Here is a 24,551-nt window from a genome sequence, read left to right as displayed (position 1 = left end):
ACCGTGGAGCTGATCGACAGCCACACTCATCTGGACTTTCCGGATTTCGACGAGGATCGTCAGGCGCTGCTCGCCGAGAGCCGCGCCCTTGGCGTGCGGCGGATGGTGGTGCTGGGGGTTTATCAGGCCAATTGGCAGCGGGTCTGGGATCTGGTGCAAAGCGATCCCGATCTGCATGCCGCGTTGGGTCTGCACCCGGTTTTTCTGGACCAGCATCGGCCTGAAGATTTGCCCGCACTCGGCGATTGGCTCAGCCGTTTAGCCGGCCATCGACAGCTGTGCGCGGTGGGTGAGATCGGCCTCGATTACTTCATCGAAACCCTCGACCGTGAGCGCCAGCAAGCGCTGTTTGAGGCACAACTGCAATTGGCGGTGGATTTCAATCTGCCGGCGCTGATTCATGTGCGACGCAGCCATGCAGCGGTGATTGCCACGCTCAAGCGCTTCAAGTTGAAACGCGCGGGCATCATTCACGCCTTCGCCGGCAGCAAGGAAGCGGCCCGCGAGTACATCAGGCTCGGTTTCAAACTGGGCCTTGGCGGCGCGGCGACCTGGCCGCAGGCGTTGCGCATGCACCGGGTGCTCGCCGAGTTACCGTTGGAGTCTGTGGTATTGGAAACCGACTCACCGGACATGGCCCCCGCCATGTTTCCCGGCCAACGCAACAGCCCGGCGCATTTGCCGGCGATTTGCGAGGCGCTGGCCGGGATCATGGCGGTCAGTCCGCAACAATTGGCCGCCGTCAGCACGGCCAATGCCTGTGAGCTGTTCAACTGGTAGTCAGTCGGCGTGAGCCTTCGCCGCTTCAAGAATCAGCGTGATGTGCTGCCGATGCCTCGCGTATTGAATAACGACGCAATAGATCAGAATCGCAACCAGCGAGAAATTCAGCTGTTCGACGACGCTGATCAACCCGACCCACTCCATCACCAACGCCACCAGCAGCGCGGTGCAGACCGTTACCAATGTGCTGGCTCGCAGCATCGCGAGTGAGTCGATGGACTTGATGCGCCTGATCTGTTTCGGGTCGCTCAGTTGCAAGGCTTTGTGGCAATGCGAACAAGAGAATGCTTCGTTGATTGCGATGGCATTGAGTTGCCAGGGTTCGAGTAGCCGAACGTTCCCGCAATGGGCACAGTGCCCCTGGATTCCAGTTGTAGCGAAGGACATAACCGAGCCTCCTCAGGGTAGGTCAGGGTTGTGGATCATCCTTCATTGAAGAGCAAATGCCAGAGTCTTGGGGAAAACCGGAAATTGCCGACACGTGGAGGTAATAAATACTACGGACAGGGCGCAAACCTGTAGGAACAAGCTTGCGCCTACAGGGACTATGCGATTCTTCAGACCCGGAAGGCGCTGATCAGCTGTTTGAGCTCAACCACCTGCGCCGACAATGCCCGGCTGGCATCTTCGGTCTTGTGTGCACCTTCGGCGGTGCGTTCGCCAGCCCGGTTGATCTCGACGATGTTCTGGTCGATGTCGTGGGCGACGGCAGTCTGTTGCTCCACGGCGGCGGCGATCTGCTGGTTCTGATCGACGATCATGCCCACCGCGCCGAGGATATTTTCCAGCGCCTGCTGGACCTTTTCCGACTGCCCCACCGTGCCATTGGCCATTTGATGGCTGGTGCCCATGGCCTTCACTGCGGCGCCGACACCGCTGTGCAGTTTGGCGATCATCTGTTCGATTTCTTCGGTCGATTGCTGGGTGCGTTTGGCCAGGGTCCGGACCTCGTCCGCCACCACCGCGAAACCTCGGCCTTGCTCGCCTGCCCTCGCCGCCTCGATGGCCGCGTTGAGCGCCAGCAGGTTGGTCTGTTCGGCGATGCTTTTGATCACTTCCAGCACGCGGCTGATGGACTGGCTGTCACTGGCCAGTTGATTGATCACCCGCACCGACTGATCGATTTCGCTGGCCAGCGCCGCAATGCTGCCCTGCTGCGACTCCACCAACCCGCGACCACTGATGGTTTCGTCATTGACGCTGTGGGCGCTGCTGACCGCAGCGGCGGCGCTGCGGGCCACCTCCAGCGAGGTGGCCGACATTTGGTTCATCGCCGTGGCGACCTGTTCGATCTGCGAGCGTTGCCCCGCGACAGCCTGGTTGCTTTGGGCCGACACGTTTTCGACCTGACCGGCCTGACGCTCGACTTCTCCGACGGTGTGGCCGACACGCTCGATCAGGTCATGGATTTTCTTCACGGTGCCGTTGAACACCTCGCCCAACTCGCCCAGCTCGTCACGGCTGTTGGCGTTGAAGGTCACGGTCATGTCGCCGGCCGCCACCTTGTCCATCATCGCGCCAAGTCGCTTGAGGGTGGTGCGGGTCGAGGCGTAAAAGCCGCCGTAGAGGTAGAAGATCAACACAAACACCACCGACAACGCGACGGCCTGCAAGACCATGTGCGTACGGTTCTCGGTCAGGCGCTGTTGCAACTGGGTATCGAGGAATTTCAGGGTGGCTTCGTTGAGTTGGTAAGTCTGGTCCATCAGGCCGGTGACCTGATCGTAAAAGGCCTGCCACGGCGCATCGAGGGTGTCGGCCATCACCACTTGTTCTTCGAACAGTTCACTGGCCTTTTTCAGCGACGCCTTGCTGCTCTCGGCCTGCGCCGCCAGGGTTTCACGTGCCGCGTTGCTTGAGCCCAGCGCATCCTGCAACTTCAGACCGTACTCGGCCTGCAGCTTTTCGATCTGCGCCAGCAACTCATCGAAACGGGTGCTCGACGACGAATTGAGAAACCCTTGCCCCAACGAGTAAGAGCCCATGGCGCGGCCATCGCCCAAGGTCTGGGTGACAGACGGCGTGACGTTGGTGATGAGTTCGGTGAGCTGACGCATGTCACTTTGATTGTCTCGGCTCAATCCCGCCTGGCTGGCGATGATCTGGCTGAAGATTTGCGCGTTGCCGAGCAACTTGCCGATCAGCGCACTTTTGCTTTGCAAGGAGTTTTCCGTTTGTTGGGCCTTGAACGCGGTGATCATTTCGTCGCGCTTGCCATCGAAAACCGTGATCTGTTCCGGATCGGTGGTCATCGCCGCGAGCCCTTCCAGACGGGTCAGAACGCTTTGCTCCAAGGTAGTGATCTTGGGTTCGACACCGCCTGCCTTGCCGGACTGGCCAAGGATGACGTTGATCTGCACCAGGTTGTTCAGGGTTTCCAGGTCGCGTCGTAGAGTCAGGCTGCTGCCCAGCAGGTCAAGGCTCTGCAGTTCCACTCGAGTGCCCTGGAATTCGCGATAGGAATCACGCACCAGATAAAAGTTGGTCACGAGCATGGGCACGAGGAACAGAACGCTGATCAGGCTGAACTTCATGCCGAAGCTCAGGCGATTCATTAGCGCGACGGCGGGATAGAGCAAGCTCTTCACTGGAAGTCTCCCTTGGATTTCTTATTTTTATTGGCAGGCACAGACAAGCAGCAGATAGCCACTATTGAGTGCTGTCTCTGTATAGCTCAAATCGGCGGGGGGTTTTGTAACTTAAGGTTAACGGCAGCTTATCGGACGAGAGGGTCCTGCCGTTCAAAAGACGCCATGCCAACCCTGTCCCTGTAGGAGCCGGCTGGCTCCTACAGAAGGTGGTGTTTAGGCAAGAACCGTCCACAACGCAAAACCGGCGTACCAGAGCACCGCCGCACGCAGCAGCAGCTCCCAGATCCGGTCGAGGCTGTTGATGCCATCGGGCCCGACCACCGGCGCAGGAATTTCACCGGCCACCAGCCCGACCTTCTCGATCAATTGCGCGGCGCTGATGTTCCAGTTCAGCAATTCGTGCAGCATCACCCGACTGACGGCGACAAAGTTGCCGACCAGCGCAAAACTCGCCGCCAGCAGACGCACCGGCACCCAATCGAACGCGTGACGCATTTGAGCGGCGCGCTCGACGACGGCCGGGTTTTGCCCGTGTTCTTCAGCCAGAGCCAGCAATCGATAGCTCAGCGCCGCCACCGGCCCCAGCAGGAAGTACCAGAAAATCACTGCAAAAAAGCTCTGGTAGGCCTCCCACAACAGGTGCCCCTGAACCCGTTCCAGCAACTGTTCGCCGTTGTCGGCACAAATATCCAGGTCACGTTTCGCCACATGAGCGGCAGCTTGCAGGTCTTCCCGGCGCCAGGCATCGCGAAACGGCCCCAGACCGGCCAGCAGATCACCACGCCCCAGGCTATAAATCACCACCAGCAAATGCACCGGCAACGCCAACAGACCGTAAGCAACCGGCTCCAGCACCACCAGCAGCAACCCCAGCACCGCCACCGGCAGCAGCACCAGTATCAGCAGAATCAACCACGGACGATTGACCAGACGAGGGCTGGCTTCAAGCTTGTGCAACTCGCGCACCCAACCACCATCACGCTGAACCCGATGGCGCAGGGCCGAGAACTTCTCGATCCAGACCGCCAACAGCAACACCAGAAAACTCATTGTGCTTCCTCTTTAGCCAGGGCCACGCGATAACGCGCCCAGTCGAACGCCGGTCCCGGATCAGTCTTGCGCCCCGGTGCGATGTCGCTGTGCCCGCAGATGCGCTGCGCGGTAATGCCCGTAAAGGCGCGTTGCAGCTGCAAGGTCAGGGCCGTCAACGCGTCATATTGAGCATCGGTGAACGGCAGATCATCCGTGCCTTCAAGCTCAATACCCACGGAAAAATCGTTACAGGTTTCCCGGCCATCGAAACACGACACACCGGCATGCCAAGCGCGCTCAAGACAAGAGACAAACTGAGTGACGGTGCCGTCACGCTCAATCAGAAAATGCGCAGACACCCGTAGGTCAGCGATCCCTTCAAAGTAGGGATGCTCTGTGACATCCAGCCGGTTCTGGAAAAATTCCTGCACCTTGCCAGTGGCGAACTGCGCCGGCGGCAGACTGATGTTGTGGATCACCAGCAGGGAAATTTCGCCCGTGGGGCGCGCATTGAAGTTGGGTGAGGGGCATAAACGCACGCCCTGACACCAACCGCTCGCGGGGTCCAACTGCATACAGGTTCCTTCAACGACGACTGTGTTGGCGCCCAGTATGCCGCGATAGACCCTCGGCGCGCGATCACTTGCCGCGATTGAGTCGTCGCAGGTTGCCGACCACCGACTCCAGGGCCCGATCGAACAGCAAGGTGTCGTCAAGGGTGCGCACCGCGCCACGACGAAAATCCAGCGCCAGCCCGGTACGGCTGCGCTCCAGCACTTTCATGCCGGTGCGGTTGACGAAAATATACTTGCCCGTGGCTTCGATGATCGCGGCGAGCTTGCAGCGCAAGGTGTTTTCCTCATCTTCCTGAAATTCGACCCAGCAACCCGTGTGCAACTGATCGACTTGAAGCAGCCCCGGATCATCCGCCGGCAAGTGCACCGAGGCCGTTTCGAACGGCCCTTCGTCGCCGGTGAGCAGAACGATTTCTTCTCGCACTTCAACCATCAGCGGCGCATCGGCAGGGTTGGTGGCGGTTGGGGCCTGGTCCGCTCGCTCGAACAGTTGAACGTGCAAGCCTTCCAGCTCGCTGAAAAACTCGCCGGTGGCGAACGGATCGAACGCCGAACGGTTCAACCCTTCGCGCAAGGACTTGAGCAACCCCGGCACCAGCGCCAACAGACGCAGGCTTGCGTCAACGTCGTCATGACGCTGCACGCTCCAGATCAATTGCTCCATGGTTTGCACATCGGCATGCCACTCGGCGGACTGATCGCCGTGCTTGAGGCAGGTCAGCAGCAGCACCTGGCTCCAGGCGTCCTGAACAAACGCCACCACCCGTTGCGGTAGCACTTTGCCCAACAGTGCCTGATTCAAGGCCAGCTCGACGCGTTGCCGGGCCAGTTCGGTTTTGGCGCGGCCTTCTTCGGCGTCGCGGGTACGCTGCTCCAACAACTCGCTGCGACGGCGTTCGTCGCTGGTGAACGCGAGAAAATCCGCCAGCAATTCGGAGAAGATCGCCGGATCGTCGACAAAATCGTTCAACAAACGCTGCACCACTTGCTCGATGCGCAGGTACAAACTGTCGCGCTCATGGTCATCGCACTCGCCCCAGCCCAGGGCCGCGGCGGCAATTTCGTTAAGCAGACGGCGGGCCGGGTGACTGCAACGGCTGAAGAAACTCTTGTCGAGCACGGCCACTTTCAACATCGGGATCTGTAAGCGCGCGATCAGCGCCTTGAGAGAGTCCGGCAGATTGCGATCATCGAGGATGCATTCGAAAAGCATGGCGATCAGGTTGATCACATCTTCGTCAGCGACACCGACCACGCGCGACTTGCCGCTTTTGACGCTGACTCGGGTCAGCAGTTGCTCAAGCTGGTTTCGCAGGTCGAAGTCGTCCTGCACCGCCGGGGCCGGCACGTACTGCTGCAAGTGCGAGAGCAGTCGCAGCAGGTCGCGGGTGGATATCGGCAGTGCCTGAGCACTGGTCTCCAGCGTTGGCGCGACACTGCCACGCACGTGGAACAGCAATTCCTGCAACGCCGCGAACACTTCCTGCACGCTGTCGTCGATTGGCGTGCTGTGGCAACGATTGCCAGCCTCGACGGGGTCGGCACGGGCACTGGCCTGCGCACGATCAATGGCACGCCGATTCGGAGCAGGCTTCAGGTCGGGCAATATCCCGGTGGCGATCAATATCTGATTGGCTTCGGTGTAGAGCTGGTCGGCATCGCTGAGCACATAGCGTTCGAAAAGCTTCAGGATGATCAGCTTGACCTTGATCTCGACCCCCAGGTTGCGGCCAGCCTGCATGAAATACTCACAGAGCATCGCCGGGCCCAGCGGATTGTGCGCAGTCACCAGCGTCTTGCTCAGCAACGTGCTGAGTCGGGCGGTCAATTGATCAAGCGCAAAACCGTCGCGGCTCAGCACTTTATTGACCATGGCCTCCACCGCTACGCGACGCTCCAGGTCATCGCCGGACTGTTGCGCCGGGGTATCGAATGCCTGGGGCAAAACCGTCTGAATATTACCTGTGAGACCGACAAACGCCTCGAAGAATTGCTCGAGAAACACCCGCTCGATATTTTTGCGCTTGAGGCGCAAGTCGCGCATGGCTTCAAAAAAGATGTTCTGCTCGACGTCATCGCGAGCCCGGTCAGCCATTTCGAACAGCGTGTCGTCGGCGTTATCGAACAGTTCCTGCAGAGCATGCCTGAGCTGTTGACCAGCCCTGTCGCGAACCTGAAGCAGAATGACAGGCAGGCGGGCGAGCGGCGAGTGACTCGCCTTATCGGTAGCAGCCTTGTGCAAAGGCACTACATTCCCGTCGTTGTGCATCCTGGCCTCCTGAAACGGTGATTCTTCGGTTCGGTTAGAACAATCGGGTACGGCAGCCTCACAGCCACGCGCAACAGAAGACAATGCCCGTGCGCAGTCATTCAATAATCGGCGAACCAAGGACACGTCAAAGTCATGACGTCAAATGCAAGGCACATTATCTTGCAAAAGATGTCCTGGGTGCCAGCAGACTCTTTGCTTCTCTTTGAAATAGACGCGTGTAGAGGACCGCCGCTTAACCTCGATGGCCCAAGAGAATCGACCAAATGCAGGTTTCAGAGCGCACGGAAGGTCTCGCGCGCCTTGGGTTGCCCCGCGCCATAGCCCTATAATCGGGCCACTTTGTTTGTGGAGTCCGTTATGCCGAATCTACGTCTCGCCGATCTGACCGCCGAAATCGAAGCCAACGTGCGCCGCGCGTTGCTCGAAGACATCGGCAGCGGCGACATCACCGCGCAACTGATCCCGGCTGAACGCCTGGCCAAAGCCACCATCATCACCCGTGACGCCGCAGTCATCGCCGGCACCGCGTGGGTTGATGCGGTTTTCCGGCAATTGGACCCGCGCGTTGCCGTGCATTGGCAGGTGCGCGATGGCGAACGGGTGAAGCCCAATCAAGCGCTGTTCCACCTCGAAGGCCCCGCCCGTTCGCTGCTCACAGGCGAACGCAGCGCCCTGAATTTCCTGCAGTTGCTCTCCGGCGTGGCCACTCGCGCGCAATACCTGGCGGATTTCGTCGCCCAGACGCAGGTGAAGCTGCTCGACACCCGCAAAACCCTGCCGGGCCTGCGCCTTGCGCAAAAGTACGCCGTAACCTGCGGCGGCTGCCACAACCACCGCATCGGCTTGTACGACGCCTTCCTGATCAAGGAAAACCACATCGCCGCCTGCGGTGGCATCCCTGAGGCGATCAGTGCCGCGCACAAGATTGCCCCGGGCAAACCGGTAGAGATCGAAGTGGAAAGCCTGGCCGAGCTGAAGGAGGCACTGGCGGGCGGCGCCGATATCATCATGCTCGACGAGTTGAGCCTGGATGACATGCGCGAGGCCGTGCGCCTCAATGGCGGCAAGGCAAAACTGGAGGCCAGCGGCGGCATCAATGAAAGCACGTTGCTGCCGATCGCAGAGACCGGGGTGGATTACATTTCGATAGGTGCGATGACCAAGGATGTGAAGGCTGTCGATCTGTCGATGCGTTTAAGCCTCTGATTACGCCTTGCTGAATGAAAAACGCCAGCCTCATTGAGGCTGGCGTTTTTGTCAGACCACCAGATTGTTCATCTCGCAGTACTCTTCCCACTCGACGCCCAATACCTCGGCCGCCTCCTTGTGCAGCGCCAGGCGTGCCACCTCGAATTCTTCCGGGCTCGAGGTGTACTTGAGCGTCAGTTCCCACGGCTGCAAGCCCTGGGCTTCTGCTTCATCCTCGAAGGCCCATTGAATCTGGTCTTTCTGATCGTCGGCGGGCAAGTCCTTGATCTCTTCCAGCAGTTGGGGCGCGTCCAGCACGTACTTCTTCAGCGCTTCGGCGTGCCTGGCTTCCTGGGTCAATTCTTTAACGGTCATGTCGTTCTCGCTGATCGGGGGAATGGAAGATGGATCTGGATCATCAAGGATCTCTCTGACGCAAAAAACCGTGTGAAGCCCGGTTTGTCTGGCCTTCAGAACCATTCGTGGATCATTTGAAAACTGCAGGGTGATGCTCGTGCAAGGTCCGAATATAGGACGTTTGGAAGACGATTTATATGGACTTTTACATCAAATCTACAAAAAAACCGTTGAGCGGTCTTTCTGAAAATATTCCCTCGCCACACAGGAACAAGCCACAAAACGCAACGTCATAGCGATGTGCCATCCAGGCACTTCACAAGGAACTCAGGTGATGCGCAATTTCTCGAAGCTTCCGTCTACCCTGTTTGCAACCGGCATGGCCGCCCTTTTGCTCGGCACTCTCGCCTTGCCCGTTACGGCTCAAGCCATCGAGCTTAGCTTCGACAATCCGTCCTATGGCGATACGCTCGTCGCCCTCCACAACTCGTATGGCAAGAGCGTGCTGGTCAACACCCAGCTGGGTGTCAATGAACTGGAAAAGTTAAAGGGCACGGTTAAAACCAATACCGCTGAAATCGACTCCCTGAAGAAAACCGTTAGCGACCAAGCACGCCTCATCGAAGAGTTCAAACGCAACAGCGGCAGCAGCTCCAGTTCGAGCTCCAACGAAATATCCAGCCTCAAGCGTACCGTTGAGGAACAGGATAAAGACCTGAAAAAACTCGCCAGCCAGGTGGAAGACCTGAAGCGTAGCGCCGGTTCAAGTTCCAGCTCGAGTTCAAATGACTTGTCCAGCCTGAAGCGGGAAGTCAGCGATCAGGACCGAACGATTGATCAGCTCAAGCGCACCGTTGATGATCTGAGCAGGAAGGTGAAATAACAGGGAATGGTGCCCGAGACAGGAATCGAACCTGCGACCTTCGCGTTACGAGTGCGCTGCTCTACCGGCTGAGCTACACGGGCGGTGAGCTAAACCTAGCATCGGGACTGGCAGCGGGCAAATCCACACACCGTTTCCAATTTTCGCAGACAAAAAAATGCCCCGCCGTTTTCACGGCGGGGCATTTTTCATAACGTTGAAGCGGTCAGGCGTGAGGGGTGATTAAACGCCCGAAGCCTTGGCTGCTGCTACGTCTTTGATGGACAGCTTGATGCGGCCGCGGTTGTCCACGTCCAGTACCAGAACTTCCACTTCCTGGCCTTCTTTCAGGATGTCGGTCACTTTCTCAACGCGAGCGTCGCTCAGCATCGAGATGTGAACCAGACCGTCCTTGCCAGGCAGGATGTTGACGAATGCGCCGAAATCGACGATGCGCTCAACCTTACCCACGTAGATTTTGCCGATTTCAGCTTCAGCGGTGATGCCCAGAACGCGCTGACGTGCTGCTTCAGCCGCTTCCTTGGTTTCGCCGAAGATCTTGATCGAGCCGTCGTCTTCGATGTCGATCGAAGCCTTGGTCTCTTCACAGATCGCACGAATGGTCGCGCCGCCTTTACCGATGACATCACGGATTTTGTCGGTGTCGATTTTCATCGCGATCATGGTCGGAGCGTTTTCCGACAGTTCGGTACGCGACTGGCCAATGATCTGGTTCATCTGGCCGAGGATGTTCAGGCGCGCTTCCAGGGCTTGGCCCAGAGCGATTTCCATGATTTCTTCGGTGATGCCTTTGATCTTGATGTCCATCTGCAGCGCGGTAACACCTTTGGCGGTACCGGCTACTTTGAAGTCCATGTCGCCGAGGTGATCTTCGTCGCCCAGGATGTCGGTCAGGATGGCGAACTTCTCGCCTTCTTTAACCAGACCCATGGCGATACCGGCAACCGGTGCCTTCATCGGAACGCCGGCGTCCATCAGTGCCAGGGAAGCGCCGCAGACCGAAGCCATGGAGCTCGAACCGTTGGACTCGGTGATTTCCGATACAACACGGATGGTGTACGGGAACACGTCGGCAGCAGGCAGCATGGCTGCAATCGAACGACGGGCCAGACGGCCGTGACCGATTTCGCGACGACCAGCGCCACCCATGCGACCACACTCACCTACCGAGAACGGAGGGAAGTTGTAGTGCAGCATGAACGGGTCTTTTTTCTCGCCTTCCAGGGTATCCAGCAGTTGTGCGTCACGGGCAGTACCCAGTGTTGCAACGACCAGAGCCTGGGTTTCGCCACGGGTGAACAGCGCCGAACCGTGGGTCTTTGGCAGAACACCGACTTCGATGTTCAAAGGACGTACGGTCTTGGTGTCGCGGCCGTCGATACGTGGCTTGCCGTTAACGATGTTTTCGCGAACGGTGCGGTATTCGATTTCGCCGAAAGCGGCTTTGACTTCGCTGGAAGAAGGCTGGCCTTCTTCACCGGACAGCTTGGCAACCACCTGGTCTTTCAGTTCGCCCAAACGAGCGTAACGGTCGGCCTTGATGGTGATGGTGTAAGCCTGGGAGATCGCGTCGCCGAACTCGGCACGGATAGCGCCCAGCAGAGCGGTGGCTTCTGGCTGTGGAGCCCAGGTCCAGGTCGGCTTGGCAGCTTGGGCGGCCAGTTCTTTGACGGCGTTGATCACCACCTGGAACTCGTCGTGAGCAAACAGTACCGCGCCCAGCATCTGGTCTTCGGTCAGCTCTTTGGCTTCCGATTCAACCATCAGAACGGCTTCCGAAGTACCGGCAACGACCATGTCCAGGCTCGAAGCTTTCTGTTGTTCGTAAGTCGGGTTCAGCAGGTAGCCGGTGCTTTCGTGGAACGCAACGCGGGCAGCGCCGATCGGGCCATCGAAAGGAATGCCGGAGATGGCCAGCGCAGCCGAGGTACCGATCATCGCAGCGATGTCCGGATCGGTCTTCTTGCTGGTGGAAACGACGGTGCAGACAACCTGCACTTCGTTCATGAAGCCTTCCGGGAACAGCGGACGGATCGGACGGTCGATCAGTCGGGAAGTCAGGGTTTCTTTCTCGGAAGGACGGCCTTCGCGCTTGAAGAAACCGCCAGGGATCTTACCGGCAGCGTAAGTTTTTTCCTGGTAGTGAACGGACAGAGGGAAGAAGCCCTTGCCTGGATCGGCTTGCTTGGCACCGACAACAGTCACCAACACGCTGACGTCGTCGTCAACGGTGACCAATACTGCGCCGGAGGCCTGACGGGCGATGCGGCCAGTCTCGAGGGTAACGGTCGACTGACCGAACTGGAATTTTTTGATTACCGGGTTCACGGTGTCCTACCTTCTTTTGTGGCTCTTGGGGAACTTGTCTTCTTGCGAAATTCTTGGGCAATGTCGGGAGTCGGCCCAACGCCTGTCCAGGGTAAAACGTGTATCCAGATAAAACTTGAGGCTGGGAGCCTGCCATGGGCCAGCGGGAATCCCACTGACACACGGCAAACAACCAACCTCTAGCGCAATCGCTGATTAGCGACGCAGACCCAGGCGACCGATCAGAGCCTGGTAACGGCCCAGATCCTTGCCTTTCAGGTAGTCCAGCAGCTTACGGCGCTGGTTTACCATGCGGATCAGACCACGACGGGAGTGGTGATCTTTACCGTTGGCCTTGAAGTGACCTTGCAGCTTGTTGATGTTGTGGGTCAGCAGTGCAACTTGCACTTCTGGCGAACCAGTGTCACCAACAGCTTGCTGGTAGTCAGCTACGATTTGAGCTTTTTCTTGAACGTCGAGAGCCATGAGGCAATCCTTTTATCAGGAAACTGTTTCAGAAAAACAGTTTCAACAGGCCAGGGACAAATCCCTGTATCTAAAAATGAGTAGTGACCGTGCCTGTTAACAGCCACCCTCGTCCGGTCATTCTGACCGAATCAGTCGACGTGGCGCGATGCGCCCGTCTTCGCTCACTTCACCGATACCGATGAAGCGACCATTGTGATCCTGTACCCGTACCATGCCGAACTTCGGAGCATCCGGGGCGCGAACCGGCTGGCCGTTGAGCCAGTAGAACGCGCTCGCTTCCGAGAACTGCAGCAGTGGCCAATCCAGCAAGCCGCTGTCCGATGGCATCAGGAAGCGATCAACCGCTTCATTGCCGCCTTCGGCATGTACCGCTTCCAGCTCTTCGAGCGTGACAGTCTGCGCCAGCGTGAAAGGCCCGGCCTGGGTACGTCGCAATTGCGCAACGTAAGCGCCACAACCAAGTGCTTCACCAATATCCTCCACCAGGGTGCGGATATAGGTGCCTTTGGTGCAATCCACCGCAAGCCGCGCAGTATCGCCTTCGAACGCCAGCAATTCCAAGCGCGCAATAGTAACAGAACGCGGTTCGCGCTCCACTACTTCGCCTGCACGCGCCAGCTTGTACAGCGGCTGGCCATCACGCTTGAGCGCTGAGTACATCGGCGGTATCTGACTGATTTGCCCACGAAATTTCGGCAGTACAGCTTCGACATCGGAGCGACCAACGGTCACCGGGCGTTCCTGCAAAACTTCACCTTCGGCATCCGCCGTGGTGGTGGTTTTGCCCAGTTGCGCCAGGGTTTCATAACCCTTGTCGGAATCGAGCAGGTATTGCGAGAACTTGGTGGCCTCACCGAAGCACAACGGCAACACGCCGGTGGCCAGCGGATCGAGACTGCCGGTGTGCCCGGCTTTCTCGGCGTTCAGCAACCAGCGAACCTTCTGCAACGCCGCGTTGGAGGTGAACCCCAGCGGTTTGTCGAGCAGGATGATGCCGCTGACGTTACGACGGATACGTTTGACCTGAGCCACCGATTACTCCTTGGTGTCTTCGGCTTCTGCCGCAACCGGGTGCTGATTGTCTTCAGCCACCGCACGCTCGATCAGGGCCGACAGGTGCGCGCCACGCACGACGCTTTCGTCGTAGTGGAAATGCAACTGAGGAACGCTGCGCAACTTCATTTCGCGAGCCAACTGCATACGCAGGAAACCGGCGGCGGAGTTGAGCACCTTGATGCTTTGCGCGATGTCCTCGGCGTTGTCCTGGCCCATCACGGTGATGAAGATCTTGGCGTGACCGACGTCACGGCTGACTTCAACAGCGGTAATGGTGACCAGGCCGACGCGCGGGTCTTTGACTTCACGACGGATCAGTTGTGCCAGCTCACGCTGCATCTGATCGCCGATACGTTGGGTACGGCTGTATTCTTTTGCCATGTCTTGTTACCTGTTACTGCCTCACGGTGAAACCCGTGGGGTCTGAAAGCGGCAAACGCCCGGCCTGACAAAAGCCAGACCGGGCGTTGCGTTTAGAGTCCTGACGCTGTGCCGCGCATTTGCATGCCGCGGCCCATCGTGGCCCTTGAAGTGCGCGAGTTAGAGGCTGCGAGCAACCTGCACCTTCTCGAAGACTTCGATTTTGTCACCGACTTTGACGTCGTTGTAGCTCTTCACGCCGATACCGCATTCCATGCCGGCACGTACTTCGGAAGCGTCATCCTTGAAGCGGCGCAGGGATTCCAGCTCGCCTTCGAAGATAACGATGTCATCACGCAGTACACGGATTGGACGGTTACGGTGAACAACACCTTCGATAACCATGCAACCGGCGATCGCGCCAAACTTCGGCGAACGGAACACGTCACGCACTTCAGCGGTACCCAGGATGTTCTCGCGAACATCGCTGCCCAGCATACCGGTGAGGGCTTTCTTGACGTCTTCGATGATGTCGTAGATCACGTTGTAGTAACGCATATCCAGACCTTCCTGCTCGACGATCTTGCGAGCGCCGGCATCGGCACGCACGTTGAAGCCGAACAGTACAGCGTTGGAGGCCAGTGCCAGGTTGGCGTCGGACTCGGTGATACCACCGACACCGCCACCGACAACACGCACTTGCACTTCGTCGTTACCCAGGCCGTTCAAGGCACCGTTCAACGCTTCCAGCGAACCACGGACGTCGGATTTGAGGACGATGTTGAGCGTCTTCTTCTCTGCCTGGCCCATGTTTTCGAAGATGTTTTCCAGCTTGCCGGCGTGAGCACGGGCCAGCTTGACTTCGCGGAACTTGCCTTGACGGAACAGAGCCACTTCACGGGCTTTCTTCTCGTCCGACAGCACGCTCATCTCATCGCCAGCGTCCGGGGTACCGTCCAGGCCGAGAATCTCGACAGGGATGGAAGGACCGGCTTCCTTGATCGGCTTGCCGTTCTCGTCGAGCATGGCACGTACACGGCCATAGTTCGAACCGACCAGGACCATGTCGCCTTGGCGCAGGGTACCGTCTTGAACCAGAACGGTAGCAACCGGGCCACGACCCTTGTCGAGACGCGATTCAACCACGACGCCACGGCCTGGAGCCGATGGAGTTGCTTTCAGTTCCAGAACTTCGGCTTGCAGCAGAACAGCTTCGAGCAACTCGTCCACGCCAGTACCGACTTTCGCCGAAACCGATACGAACGGGGTGTCGCCGCCCCACTCTTCCGAGGTCACGCCGTGAACCGACAGTTCGCTACGGATGCGATCGAGATCAGCGCCCGGCTTGTCGATTTTGTTCACTGCAACAACCAGTGGAACACCGGCAGCCTTGGCGTGCTGAACGGCTTCAATGGTCTGCGGCATCACGCCGTCGTCCGCTGCAACCACCAGGATCACGATGTCGGTCGCCTTGGCACCACGGGCACGCATTGCGGTAAACGCGGCGTGACCCGGGGTATCGAGGAAAGTGACCATGCCGCGATCAGTTTCAACGTGGTATGCACCGATGTGCTGGGTGATACCGCCGGCTTCGCCAGCAGCTACCTTGGCACGACGGATGTAGTCGAGCAGCGAGGTTTTACCGTGGTCAACGTGGCCCATGACGGTCACAACCGGCGCACGGGAGAACGTCTCGCCTTCAAACTTCAGGGACTCGGCCAGGGAATCTTCCAGGGCGGTGTCGCTGACCAGGGTCACTTTGTGGCCCAGTTCTTCGGCTACCAGTTGAGCAGTTTCCTGATCAAGCACCTGGTTGATGGTCGCTGGAGTACCCAGTTTGAACATGAACTTGATGATTTCAGCAGCCTTGACCGACATCTGATTGGCGAGATCGCCAACAGTGATGGTCTCGCCAATCTGCACATCACGCACGACAGGGCCGGTTGGGCTCTGGAAACCGTGAGCGTTGCGTTTCTTCAGCTTGGCCTTGCCGCGACCACCACGACGGAAGCCATCGCTTTCTTCGTCGGTAGTACGTGGAGCAACGCGTGGAGCAGGCGCTTTCTCTTTGACCGAGGCACGATGCGGAGCGTTTTTACGCTCGCCGTCGCCACCACCGCTGCGACGATTGTTATCGTCGGCACGTGGTTTGTCCGGACGGCGCTGTTCGTTCTGCTTGTTGCGAACGTCAGCAGACGGAGCTGGTGCAGCTGCAACAACCGGAGCGCTTTCACGCACTGGTTCGGCAACGGCAACCGGCGCCGCAACAGCGTCGTTGGTACCGGTTTGCGCAGCAGCAGGCTGGCGACGCGCTTCTTCTTCGGCGCGACGCTTGGCTTCTTCTTCAGCCTTCTGACGAGCAGCATTTTCTACTGCGCGACGTTCGTCCAGTTCGCGTTTGCGCTCGGCTTCGATTTCTTCCGGGCTGCGCTGTACGAAAACTTTCTTTTTACGGACTTCAACACTGATGCTTTTGCTGCCAGCAACACGCAGGGTGCTGGTGGTTTTACGCTGCAGTGTGATCTTGCGTGGTTCTTCCACTTTCGCCTTGTGGCTGCTTTTCAAGTGAGTCAGCAAAGATTGCTTCTCACTGTCAGTCACATGTTCTTCGGCGGCGGTGTGCGGCAGACCTGCCTCACGCATCTGCTGCAACAGGCGCTCTACCGGTGTTTTGACCTCATCGGCCAGTTGTTTCACCGTGACTTGCGTCATGCATTTCTCTCCTCAGGCCGCGCCTAATTACTCGAACCAGTGGGCTCGGGCGGCCATGATCAACTTGCCGGCACGATCATCGTCAATGCCGTCGATGTCGAGCAGGTCGTCAATAGACTGCTCGGCCAGGTCTTCGCGGGTAATTACGCCGCGCACCGCCAGTTCCATCGCCAAATCCTTGTCCATACCCTCAAGCGAGAGCAGGTCTTCGGCCGGATGGGCGTCTGCCAGCTTTTCCTCAGTAGCGATGGCTTTGGTCAACAAACGATCCTTGGCACGAGCGCGAAGCTCGTTGACGGTTTCTTCGTCAAAGCCGTCGATGTTGAGCATTTCTTCCAACGGTACGTAGGCAATCTCTTCCAGGCTGGTGAAACCTTCATCTACCAGCACCTGTGCCAGGTCTTCGTCGACTTCCAGCTCGTCGATGAAGTTGCGCAGGATGTCGCCGGTTTCTGCTTGCTGCTTAGCCTGGATGTCCGATTCGGTCATCACGTTCAGGGTCCAGCCAGTCAATTGGCTGGCCAGACGCACGTTCTGACCACCACGACCGATGGCCTGAGCCAGATTGTCTGCGCCAACGGCGATGTCCATTGCATGGGCATCTTCGTCAACGATAATTGCCGCAACCTCAGCCGGGGACATGGCGTTGATTACGAACTGAGCCGGGTTGTCGTCCCACAGGACGATGTCCACACGCTCACCGCCCAACTCACCCGACACTGCCTGGACGCGCGAACCGCGCATACCAATGCAAGCGCCCTGCGGGTCGATGCGTTTGTCCTTGGAGCGGACCGCGATCTTGGCGCGCGAACCCGGGTCACGGGAGGCAGCCATTACTTCGATCAGGCCTTCAGCGATTTCCGGCACTTCGATGCGGAACAACTCGATCAGCATTTCCGGCGCGGTACGCGACAGAATCAGCTGCGGGCCGCGGTTCTCGGTGCGGATTTCCTTGAGCAGCGCACGCAGACGCACGCCAACACGGAAGGTTTCGCGAGAAATGATGTCTTCACGAGCCAGCAACGCTTCAGCGTTGTTGCCCAGGTCGACGATCACGTTGTCGCGGGTCACTTTCTTCACGGTGCCGGAGATGATTTCCCCCAGGCGCTCGCGATAGGCGTCAACGACTTGAGCGCGCTCGGCTTCGCGAACTTTCTGCACGATGACTTGCTTGGCAGTCTGTGCAGCAATGCGGCCGAACTCGATGGATTCGATTTTTTCTTCGACTACATCACCAACCTGGGCGCCAGGGTGCGTTTCGGCAACCTTGCTAGGCCAGGTTTCGATGGCCGGATCATCCAGGTCTGCTTCTTCGACAACCGTCCAGCGACGGAATGTCTCGTAAGCACCGGTGTGGCGATTGATTTCCACACGCAGATCGACTTCGTCCTCGAAACGCTTTTTGGTAGCAGTGGCCAGAGCCAGCTCCAGCGCTTCAAAAATCACGTTTGCCGGTACGCCCTTTTCATTGGATACCGACTCAACAACCAGCAGTACTTCTTTGCTCATCGTACGCCTCGCCTTTCGCAAGCCATTGGATCCGCGGGATCCGCGTCTCAGTCAAAACTGGGAATAATGTTGGCCTTGTCGATCATATCGATCGGCAACAGGAACTCATGGTCTTCAACCTGCACCACGACGTCCTGCTCTTCTACACCGCGCAGAAGGCCCTGAAAGTTGCGTCGCCCTTCAAAAGGCGAGCGCAGCTTGATCTTCACTTGTTCACCGGCAAATTTTGCAAACTGCTCAATAGTGAACAGCGGGCGTTCCATGCCAGGCGAGGAAACTTCAAGGGTGTACTCAACGGCGATTGGATCTTCAACATCCAGGACACCGCTGATCTGACGGCTGACGATGGCGCAATCGTCCACCAACACGCCGCCTTCCTTATCAATATAAACGCGCAACATTGAGTGGCGACCTTGAGCCGAAAACTCAATACCCCAGCATTCATAGCCTAGGGCCACGACCACCGGGGCCAACAAGGCCTGCAACTCTTCTAGCTTGCTCGACACCTGAACCCCCTCGTGCATGTATGTGCATGCTATGCAAAATAAAAAAATGGGCGAAACGCCCATCCTTGAAACGCCGTCGAACAGCGGCGTAGAAAGTGTCCAGCTAACAAAAAGCCCCTTAAAAGGGGCTCCTTAAACTGGTTGCGGGGGCCGGATTTGAACCGACGACCTTCGGGTTATGAGCCCGACGAGCTACCAGACTGCTCCACCCCGCGACAAAGCTGGGGCGGAAGTATACGACCGATCCCTGACAGGGTCAATGTAACCTTCCACCTACAAGAAAGCCCGCAACAGCGGGCTCTCCTGATAATTGGTACCGAGAAGGGGACTCGAACCCCTACACCCTATGGGCACAACCACCTCAAGGTTGCGTGTCTACCAATTCCACCACCTCGGCAATACTACGTTTGAAACCCTTCTTACTTTTGCTCTTGAGCTGGAGGCACGTCAGTCGCTGGAGTAGCCGACTTTTGCTCTTGAAGCACCGGGACATCATCAGAAGCCGGTTGTTGCTTTGGAACTTCCAACACTGCCGGGTTTGGCAAACCTACTTGAGTCAGCTGGTGAGCTTTCTCTTTAGCAAAGTAACCTAACCCTAAGCTGGTTATGAAGAAACCGGCGGCAAGTATAGCAGTAAACTTACTAAGAAAGGTAGAGGAACCTTGGCTTCCGAACACAGTATTTGAAGCACCTGCTCCGAAAGACGCGCCAGCATCCGCACCTTTACCCTGCTGCAGCAAAACCAGAGCAACTACGCCCAATGCACCCAGCAGATGAAAAACGACTACGACTGTTTCCAGCATTTTTTCAGTTTCCCGCGGCGCGAATAATCGCACCGAACTCATCTGCATTCAGGGAAGCTCCACCAATGAGCCCCCCATCGATATCCGGCATGCCGAACAGTTCGACCGCATTGGCCGCCTTCACGCTGCCGCCGTATAGAAGCCGCACACCTTGTGCGACTTCAGAATTCTTTGCCGCCAACTGAGCGCGAATGGCTGCATGCACATCCTGCGCCTGTTGCGGCGAAGCAGTCAGCCCGGTGCCAATGGCCCAGACCGGCTCGTAAGCGATTACTGCCTTTGCAAAAACACCGACACCCAGCTTCTCGATGACGCTGCCGAGCTGATGCCCAACAACCTCAAGCGTTTTACCGGCTTCTCGCTGCTCGAGGGTTTCCCCTATACACAGCACTGGAATCAAGCCACATTCCTGTGCCGCTGCGAACTTGCGAATCAGTGTTTCATCACTCTCACCGATGATCTGGCGGCGTTCGGAATGCCCGACAAGCACCAGGGAACAACCTTCATCGGCCAACTGACTCGGCGCAACTTCACCGGTCAATGCACCTTGCTTCGATTCCACCGCAGCGTTCTGCGCGCCGACCTTGATCGACTTGCCTTCCAGACCATCAATCACTTGATTGACATGCAAGAAAGACGGGAATACCGCTACATCAACACCGCTCGGCAAGGCCAAATTACGCAAGCCTTCGATCAGCTCAGCGACGCTGGCGCGGGTACCGTGCATCTTCCAGTTACCAGCTACCATAGGGCGACGCATGCTGTACCTCGTCGGTCAAAGTGGGCGCAGATGTTACCCAACACAATCATGGCTGGCAAGCCGAATTCAGGCAGAAACTTCAGTAACCAGTTTTGCCAGCTCTTCGGCGTAGCCTCGAACCTGTGTTTCGTCCTCGCCTTCGACCATCACACGCACCAACGGCTCGGTCCCAGACTTGCGCAACAGCACGCGCCCACGCCCAGCCATGGCCTTGGTAACGCGCTCGCTGGCTTCCTTGACCGACGGATGATCCAGCGGGCTCGCACCACCACCGAAACGCACGTTGATCAAGACCTGAGGACACTTGCGCAGCGACTGACGGGCCTGAGCCAGCCCCTCGGAACGAGTCTTCAATGCCATCAGCACCTGCAACGCAGCAATGATCGCGTCACCAGTGGTGGTGTGATTGAAGCAAACGATATGACCCGAGTTCTCACCACCGACCAGCCAATTGCGCTCCAGCAGATCCGCGATCACATAACGGTCACCGACGTTGGCACGCACAAAAGGAATCGACAGATCCGCGAGGGCCAGCTCCAGCCCCAGGTTGCTCATCAAAGTCCCGACCACACCGCCTTTCAACAGGTCTCGCTCATGCAAGTCGCGGGCAATGATGAACAGCAGCTCGTCCCCATCGACAATAGCGCCGGTGTGATCGACCATCATGACCCGGTCACCATCACCATCGAAAGCAATACCCAGATCGGCATGCTCGGCCAGAACGGCAGCCTGCAACTGACCCATATGGGTCGAACCGCAGTTTTCATTGATGTTCAGGCCGTTTGGCTGCGCGGAAAGCACAACGACGTCGGCGCCCAATTCGCGGAACACACTAGGCGCTACCTTGTAGGTCGCACCGTGAGCGCAATCGATCACGATCTTCAGGCCCGAAAAGCTGGTGCCGGTCGGCACGCTGCTCTTGCAGAATTCAATATAGCGGCCCGAGGCGTCGTTGATTCGCGACACCTTGCCGATCTTGCTCGACTCAACCACCGTCATCGGGGTGTCGAGCAATTCTTCGATCATGTGCTCGACTTCATCCGGCAGCTTGGTGCCCTTGCCGGAGAAGAACTTGATGCCATTGTCATCATGAGGATTGTGCGAAGCACTGATCACGATCCCGGCTTCGGCATGGAACGTACGCGTCAGGTAGGCAATGGCCGGCGTCGGCATCGGGCCCAGGAGCATCACGTCGGCACCCGCCGAAGTCAGCCCGGCCTCGAGCGCCGATTCGAACATGTACCCGGAGATCCGGGTGTCCTTGCCTACCAACACTTTGCAGGCGCCCATTTTGCGGAACGCCATGCCCGCAGCCCAACCGAGCTTGAGCATGAATTCAGGAGTAATCGGGTATTCGCCGACCCGACCACGAATGCCGTCGGTGCCAAAGTATTTCTTAGTCATAAGTGCTCCATCATTCTTATTCGGCTGATTCCACTGCGGCGATCATCCGCACCACATCGACGGTTTCGGCCACATCATGGACGCGCAATATACGCGCCCCCTTGAATGAAGCCAGCGCCGCGAGTGCCAAACCGCCATGCAGTCGCTCTCCGACCGGGCGATTCAAGGCCTGACCTATCATGCTCTTTCGCGATACCCCGACCAACAGGGGCCGCCCCAAGACATGCAGGGCTTCCATATGTTTGAACAAGCTCAGGTTGTGCTGCAAGGTTTTGGCGAAGCCGAAACCCGGATCCAGAATGATCCGCTCAGCCGGAATTCCGACAGATGCACACTGCGCCATGCGCTCGAAAAGAAACTCGCCAACCTCTCGGGTGACGTCCTGATAATGCGGATTGTCCTGCATGTCGCCCGGCTCACCAAGCATGTGCATCAGACAGACTGGCAATCCCGTGGCAGCCGCCGCATCCAAAGCCCCCTCTCGACGCAGCGAACGGACGTCATTGATCAAACCCGCACCCAGCCGCGCCGCCTCGCGCATGACCGCTGGCGTGGAGGTATCTACCGAGATAATCACATCCAGCTCGCGGTTGATGCGCTCGACAATCGGCGCTACGCGCTCCAACTCTTCGAGCGGCGAAACCACCCTGGCACCGGGCCGGGTCGATTCGCCACCGACATCAATCAGCGTCGCGCCGGCCAACACCATGGCTTCGGCGTGGCGCAAGGCCGCATCGAGCTGACTGTATTGGCCGCCATCGGAAAAGGAATCGGGGGTGACATTGAGAATGCCCATGACATGCGTCTGGGCCAAATCAAGAACCCGGTTGCCGCAAGGCAACCGGGTCGAGGACTGAACAGAAGTCATTTCAAACCTTAAACGTCAGCAGCCGGACCGCCGATCGGTGTTTCCGGACGCTCGTCCTGCACCACCGGAGGCGTTCCGGAGGTACCGTTGCCGCCCGACCAGTCGCGAGGTTCGCGAGGCGTACGACCCGCCATGATGTCGTCGATCTGATCGGCGTCGATCGTTTCGTACTTCATCAGGGCATCAGCCATGGCATCGAGCTTGTCACGGTTATCCGTCAAGATCTGCTTGGCAGTGCCGTAGCACTGGTCAATGATGCTGCGCACTTCGGAGTCGATCAGCTTGGCTGTCTCACCGGAGAAACTTGCACTCTGACCGCCGCCGCCGCGACCGAGGAACACTTCGCCCTCTTCTTCGGCGTACATCAACGGACCGAGTTTTTCCGACAGCCCCCACTTGGTCACCATGTTCCGTGCAATCTGGCTGGCGCGCATGATGTCGTTGGACGCACCGGTGGTCACACCGTCGAAGCCCAGGGTCATTTCTTCAGCGATACGACCGCCGTACAGAGAGCAGATCTGGCTGATCAACGCACGCTTGGACAGGCTGTAGCGATCTTCTTCCGGCAGGAACATGGTCACACCCAGCGCACGACCGCGCGGGATGATCGACACCTTATAGACCGGATCATGCTCAGGCACGACGCGACCCACAATGGCGTGGCCTGCTTCGTGATAAGCGGTGTTCTGCTTTTCTTTCTCGGACATGACCATGGATTTGCGCTCTGCGCCCATCATGATCTTGTCTTTCGCCAGCTCGAACTCTTTCATCTCGACGATGCGTTTGCCGGTGCGGGCAGCGAACAGCGACGCCTCGTTCACCAGGTTAGCGAGGTCGGCACCGGAGAAGCCAGGCGTACCACGAGCGATCACGGCCGGAGCGACGTCGTCACCCATTGGCACTTTGCGCATGTGGACCTTGAGAATCTGCTCACGACCGCGAATATCCGGCAGACCGACCACAACCTGACGGTCGAAACGGCCGGGACGCAGCAACGCCGGGTCCAGTACGTCCGGACGGTTGGTTGCGGCGATGACGATGATGCCGTCGTTCATTTCGAAGCCGTCCATCTCCACCAGCAACTGGTTGAGAGTCTGCTCGCGCTCGTCGTGACCACCGCCCATACCGGCACCACGGTGGCGACCGACGGCGTCGATTTCATCGATGAAGATGATGCATGGCGCGTGCTTCTTGGCCTGCTCGAACATGTCGCGAACACGGCTGGCACCGACACCGACGAACATTTCGACAAAGTCGGAACCGGAAATGGTGAAGAACGGCACTTTGGCTTCGCCGGCAATCGCCTTGGCCAGCAAGGTTTTACCGGTACCTGGAGGACCGACCATCAGCACGCCACGAGGAATGCGACCACCCAGACGCTGGAACTTGCCCGGATCGCGAAGGAACTCGACCAGCTCGCCGACTTCTTCCTTGGCTTCGTCGCAACCGGCAACGTCAGCCAGGGTGGTTTTCACCTGATCTTCGGAGAGCAGGCGCGCCTTGCTCTTGCCGAAGCTCATCGGCCCGCCCTTGCCTCCGGCACCGCCCTGCATCTGCCGCATGAAGAACATGAAGACGGCGATGATCACTAGGATCGGGAAGCTCGCGACCAGGAGCTGAGTCCAGATGCTTTGCTGTTCAGGCTGCTTGCCTTCGACTACCACGTGGTTGTCCACGAGATCGCCGATCAGACCGTTGTCCTGGATCGCAGGACGAATGGTCTTGAAGCTGTCGCCATCATTGCGCTTACCGGTAATCACATAGCCATCAACGGCTACGCGCTCGACCTTGCCATCCTTGACCTGCTGGATGAAGTCGGAATAGTTGAGGGTCTGCGGCTCGTTAGGGCTGGAGAAGTTGTTCATCACTGTCACGAGGACAGCCGCGATGATCAACCACAGGATCAGATTCTTTGCCATATCGTTCAATTAACTACCCTCTGAAGCAAGCGCCGCTAATGGCGCGCGCTTCGCATGATATTCACCGGCCTAACTTACTACATTACCTACAACACTGGCAGGCGCCGTCTGTAACCCTTTGTGAAACACTTCCTACACAATATTCGCTATTTCCCACAGGGCGAAATACGAAAATCC

At 58.1% G+C, this 24,551-nt stretch carries 21 protein-coding genes and 3 tRNA genes; 3 read left to right on the top strand and 21 right to left on the bottom strand.

Translation table 11 applies throughout. The features are described from left to right. Positions 1-3 precede the first annotated feature (3 nt). Entirely contained in the window at positions 4-780 is a 777-nt protein-coding gene (locus tag Q7W83_RS03940; protein ID WP_473655694.1) for a TatD family hydrolase, read from the top strand. On the opposite strand, the gene Q7W83_RS03935 is transcribed toward Q7W83_RS03940, so the two are convergent. The 5 genes from Q7W83_RS03935 to Q7W83_RS03915 all read right to left on the bottom strand — a co-directional run bounded on the left by Q7W83_RS03935 (position 781) and on the right by Q7W83_RS03915 (position 7,250). Beyond that, the gene (locus tag Q7W83_RS03935) at positions 781-1,170 is read right to left on the bottom strand and encodes a hypothetical protein (RefSeq protein WP_150633526.1); all 390 of its coding nucleotides are present in this window, start codon (positions 1,168-1,170) and stop codon (positions 781-783) included. A gap of 170 nt (positions 1,171-1,340) precedes the next feature. Then, entirely contained in the window at positions 1,341-2,045 is a 705-nt protein-coding gene (locus tag Q7W83_RS03930) for a methyl-accepting chemotaxis protein (protein WP_412072600.1), read from the bottom strand. 1,542 nt (positions 2,046-3,587) lie between these two features. Continuing rightward, positions 3,588-4,424: a regulatory signaling modulator protein AmpE gene (gene ampE / locus Q7W83_RS03925; RefSeq protein ID WP_150654396.1), complete on the bottom strand. Its 837-nt coding sequence runs from the start codon at positions 4,422-4,424 to the stop codon at positions 3,588-3,590. Continuing rightward, positions 4,421-4,981, bottom strand: a complete 561-nt coding sequence (gene ampD / locus Q7W83_RS03920; protein WP_150639728.1) for a 1,6-anhydro-N-acetylmuramyl-L-alanine amidase AmpD — start codon at positions 4,979-4,981, stop codon at positions 4,421-4,423. The genes ampE and ampD overlap by 4 nt, the downstream gene beginning before the upstream one ends. 64 nt (positions 4,982-5,045) lie before the next feature. Beyond that, positions 5,046-7,250 (bottom strand): DUF1631 domain-containing protein, encoded by a 2,205-nt coding sequence (locus tag Q7W83_RS03915; protein ID WP_458377929.1) that lies wholly within the window; start codon positions 7,248-7,250, stop codon positions 5,046-5,048. A 360-nt stretch (positions 7,251-7,610) separates the two neighbouring features. Here Q7W83_RS03915 and nadC point away from each other — a divergent pair, with 360 nt between their 5' ends. Beyond that, positions 7,611-8,459 (top strand): carboxylating nicotinate-nucleotide diphosphorylase, encoded by an 849-nt coding sequence (gene nadC, locus Q7W83_RS03910; RefSeq protein WP_150633531.1) that lies wholly within the window; start codon positions 7,611-7,613, stop codon positions 8,457-8,459. Positions 8,460-8,510: 51 nt separating this feature from the next. Here the strand turns inward: nadC and Q7W83_RS03905 are convergent, their stop codons facing one another. Next, positions 8,511-8,816 carry a DUF6388 family protein gene (locus tag Q7W83_RS03905; RefSeq protein WP_150633532.1) on the bottom strand — a complete coding sequence of 102 codons (306 nt, stop codon included), beginning with the start codon at positions 8,814-8,816 and terminating at the stop codon, positions 8,511-8,513. 316 nt (positions 8,817-9,132) lie between these two features. Here Q7W83_RS03905 and Q7W83_RS03900 point away from each other — a divergent pair, with 316 nt between their 5' ends. Beyond that, entirely contained in the window at positions 9,133-9,681 is a 549-nt protein-coding gene (locus Q7W83_RS03900; protein ID WP_150633533.1) for a hypothetical protein, read from the top strand. Positions 9,682-9,688: 7 nt separating this feature from the next. Here Q7W83_RS03900 and Q7W83_RS03895 read toward each other — a convergent pair. The 15 genes from Q7W83_RS03895 to ftsH all read right to left on the bottom strand — a co-directional run bounded on the left by Q7W83_RS03895 (position 9,689) and on the right by ftsH (position 24,374). Beyond that, positions 9,689-9,764: transfer RNA gene (locus tag Q7W83_RS03895), tRNA-Thr, on the bottom strand. Positions 9,765-9,903: 139 nt separating this feature from the next. Next, positions 9,904-12,009 (bottom strand): polyribonucleotide nucleotidyltransferase, encoded by a 2,106-nt coding sequence (pnp, locus tag Q7W83_RS03890; protein ID WP_473655693.1) that lies wholly within the window; start codon positions 12,007-12,009, stop codon positions 9,904-9,906. Positions 12,010-12,204: 195 nt separating this feature from the next. After that, positions 12,205-12,474, bottom strand: a complete 270-nt coding sequence (gene rpsO / locus Q7W83_RS03885) for a 30S ribosomal protein S15 (RefSeq protein WP_003176135.1) — start codon at positions 12,472-12,474, stop codon at positions 12,205-12,207. A 117-nt stretch (positions 12,475-12,591) separates the two neighbouring features. Further along, complete coding sequence (gene truB / locus Q7W83_RS03880) at positions 12,592-13,509, bottom strand: tRNA pseudouridine(55) synthase TruB (RefSeq protein ID WP_473655692.1); 918 nt, start codon at positions 13,507-13,509, stop codon at positions 12,592-12,594. A 3-nt stretch (positions 13,510-13,512) separates the two neighbouring features. After that, the gene (rbfA, locus tag Q7W83_RS03875; RefSeq protein ID WP_008149016.1) at positions 13,513-13,914 is read right to left on the bottom strand and encodes a 30S ribosome-binding factor RbfA; all 402 of its coding nucleotides are present in this window, start codon (positions 13,912-13,914) and stop codon (positions 13,513-13,515) included. 159 nt (positions 13,915-14,073) lie between these two features. Then, complete coding sequence (infB, locus tag Q7W83_RS03870; protein ID WP_150633536.1) at positions 14,074-16,605, bottom strand: translation initiation factor IF-2; 2,532 nt, start codon at positions 16,603-16,605, stop codon at positions 14,074-14,076. A gap of 27 nt (positions 16,606-16,632) precedes the next feature. Beyond that, entirely contained in the window at positions 16,633-18,114 is a 1,482-nt protein-coding gene (nusA, locus tag Q7W83_RS03865; RefSeq protein ID WP_008024459.1) for a transcription termination factor NusA, read from the bottom strand. Positions 18,115-18,161: 47 nt separating this feature from the next. After that, positions 18,162-18,620: a ribosome maturation factor RimP gene (gene rimP, locus Q7W83_RS03860; RefSeq protein WP_010463487.1), complete on the bottom strand. Its 459-nt coding sequence runs from the start codon at positions 18,618-18,620 to the stop codon at positions 18,162-18,164. 138 nt (positions 18,621-18,758) lie between these two features. Further along, positions 18,759-18,835, bottom strand: a tRNA-Met gene (locus tag Q7W83_RS03855). A 96-nt stretch (positions 18,836-18,931) separates the two neighbouring features. Next, a tRNA-Leu gene (locus Q7W83_RS03850) sits at positions 18,932-19,017 on the bottom strand. A 22-nt stretch (positions 19,018-19,039) separates the two neighbouring features. Continuing rightward, positions 19,040-19,423 carry a preprotein translocase subunit SecG gene (gene secG / locus Q7W83_RS03845; protein WP_017336473.1) on the bottom strand — a complete coding sequence of 128 codons (384 nt, stop codon included), beginning with the start codon at positions 19,421-19,423 and terminating at the stop codon, positions 19,040-19,042. A gap of 4 nt (positions 19,424-19,427) precedes the next feature. Next, a complete protein-coding gene (gene tpiA, locus Q7W83_RS03840) occupies positions 19,428-20,183 on the bottom strand; it encodes a triose-phosphate isomerase (RefSeq protein WP_150633537.1) in 756 nt (251 codons plus the stop codon). A gap of 66 nt (positions 20,184-20,249) precedes the next feature. After that, the gene (gene glmM, locus Q7W83_RS03835; RefSeq protein WP_473655691.1) at positions 20,250-21,587 is read right to left on the bottom strand and encodes a phosphoglucosamine mutase; all 1,338 of its coding nucleotides are present in this window, start codon (positions 21,585-21,587) and stop codon (positions 20,250-20,252) included. Between the two features lie 16 nt (positions 21,588-21,603). After that, positions 21,604-22,455: a dihydropteroate synthase gene (gene folP, locus Q7W83_RS03830; protein WP_150654391.1), complete on the bottom strand. Its 852-nt coding sequence runs from the start codon at positions 22,453-22,455 to the stop codon at positions 21,604-21,606. Between the two features lie 8 nt (positions 22,456-22,463). Next, entirely contained in the window at positions 22,464-24,374 is a 1,911-nt protein-coding gene (gene ftsH / locus Q7W83_RS03825) for an ATP-dependent zinc metalloprotease FtsH (RefSeq protein WP_150633540.1), read from the bottom strand. Between the last annotated feature and the right edge of the window lie 177 nt (positions 24,375-24,551).

Source organism: Pseudomonas sp. 300 (assembly GCF_055803035.1).
This window is presented reverse-complemented; position numbering and strand designations above follow the sequence as displayed.